General features: G+C 47.0%; 2 protein-coding genes and 1 pseudogene. All 3 read right to left on the reverse strand.

Features of this window, described 5'->3' with window-relative positions; translation table 11 throughout:
- A pseudogene (locus tag WEIDD23_RS14845) lies at positions 1-239 on the reverse strand (thiamine diphosphokinase); the annotation flags it as partial.
- Entirely contained in the window at positions 239-898 is a 660-nt protein-coding gene (gene rpe / locus WEIDD23_RS09275; protein WP_010372782.1) for a ribulose-phosphate 3-epimerase, read from the reverse strand. The pseudogene WEIDD23_RS14845 and the gene rpe, both read right to left, overlap by 1 nt.
- Before the next feature lie 30 nt (positions 899-928).
- Positions 929-1,843 (reverse strand): ribosome small subunit-dependent GTPase A, encoded by a 915-nt coding sequence (rsgA, locus tag WEIDD23_RS09280; protein WP_010372779.1) that lies wholly within the window; start codon positions 1,841-1,843, stop codon positions 929-931.
- Between the last annotated feature and the right edge of the window lie 102 nt (positions 1,844-1,945).

A 1,945-nucleotide genomic window follows, 5' to 3' on the forward strand; every position in this document is an offset into this window, starting at 1 on the left:
GTCTCATCCTTTTCAGGTTGTGCACTCACGACCCGTGGCAACTTCGCCAAGGTCGTTTCACGTTCAGTCGCTGTCATCGAATCAAAGTCGCCCACTGTTAGTAGTGGCACTTGATTCATGGCTAATAATCGTAATGCGCCTCGGTCAGCCGCTGCCCATGGGCCGTCTAACTGACCTGCGTGCAACGCATCCGGCCACTCAGATAGTGGGCCCCCGACTAACACACGCATCCGTTTCATTAGTCTGACGTTACTTCCTTCAAACGCGCAATCTTAGCCGCTGGGTCAACCTTGTCAAAGACATATGAACCAGCAACTGCAACGGTTGCACCGGCTTCATAAGCTAACTTGGTCGTCTCATCATTAGCACCACCATCGATTTCAATATCGAAGTCGTAGCCCTTTTCACGCTTAATTTCAGCCAAACGGGCAATCTTCTCCAACGTCTCTGGCAAGAACTTTTGACCACCGAAACCAGGGTTAACCGTCATGACCAAAACTTGATCAACCATGTGCAAAACCGGCTCAATTGCCGCAACTGAAGTACCAGGGTTAATAACAACCTCAGCCTTAATACCGTGGTTCTTAATTTGTTGCAAAGCACGGTGAATGTGTGGCGTGGCCTCATAGTGGACACCAATAATGTCTGAACCAGCCTCTGCAAATACGTCAATGTAACGTTCTGGTTGTTCTACCATCAAGTGAACATCCAAAACCATGTTGGTCACTGGGCGCAAGGCTTTTACCCAAGCTGGACCGTATGAGATAGATGGCACAAACATCCCATCCATCACGTCGATGTGAACAAATTCCGCACCTGCAGCTTCAATCAACTCAATATCCTTTTGCAAGTTGATGTAATCTGCAGACAAAATTGAAGGTGCTACCTTAATCGTCATGTCTAAACCTCTTTTGTCTAATCTCAAAAATTAGTGTTTCTTGTCATGTTTATTATAAACCGGGCGTCGGCCTTCAATCAAATCGTAAAATAGCTTGTAGTTATCATAACGAGATTGCATGATTGTACCGGCTTCCAAAGCATCCTTCACAGCGCAACCTGGCTCGTTTAAGTGCACGCACCCACGGAAGCGGCAGTTAGGGGCTAAGGCATTAAATTCACGGAAGTAATGTGTTAAATCACGCGCTTCCATGTCAAAGACTTCAAAAGCTGAGAATCCTGGCGTATCCGCGACAAAGCCACCAAACAGTTGCACAAGCCCAACCTGGCGGGTTGTGTGGCGACCACGGCTCAAAGCTTGCGACACCTCACCAGTGGCTAAATCTAGCTCTGGGGCCAAATGATTCAACAGGGTGCTTTTTCCAGCCCCAGTTTGTCCCATCACGACCGATAATTTATCAGCTAACAAGTCCTTCACTGCCAGCAAACTTGGTTCATCAAACGCAACCGCTGGCAAAATCACTTGGTAACCAGCCGCACGGTACCCGTCTGCAACTTTAATCATGTCAGCCATTTCTGTGGCGTTTAACAAATCCGTTTTTGTGAAGTAAATGACCGGTTCAATGTCTTTCTCTTCCAACGCAACCAATTGACGATCAAGCAAATTGCTTGACCAATCGGGCATTTTGACCGCCGTCACCACAATTGCTTGATCAACGTTTGCAACTGGTGGCCGTACTAAACTGTTTTCACGTTCATCGATATCCAAGATATAACCTTCATCCTTGGTCTCGGCACTGAACGTTACCCAATCACCAACGAGGGGCTTCATATCGCGCTTGCGGAAATTACCACGTGCACGAGTTCGAAAAAGTTCACCCTCGTCAGTCAGGACATCATAAAAGCCAGCCAAGGCTAATTGAATTTGTCCATGATAATCTGCCATATTTTCTCCTATTTAATTTGAGCTACTCTTGCTACTTGTCGCTGATGACTTGCTACTTGAACTGCTTGCTGGCGTACTCGTAGAGCTGCTTGGCACACTATC

Source organism: Weissella sp. DD23 (assembly GCF_001579105.1).
GTDB lineage: Bacteria > Bacillota > Bacilli > Lactobacillales > Lactobacillaceae > Weissella > Weissella cibaria.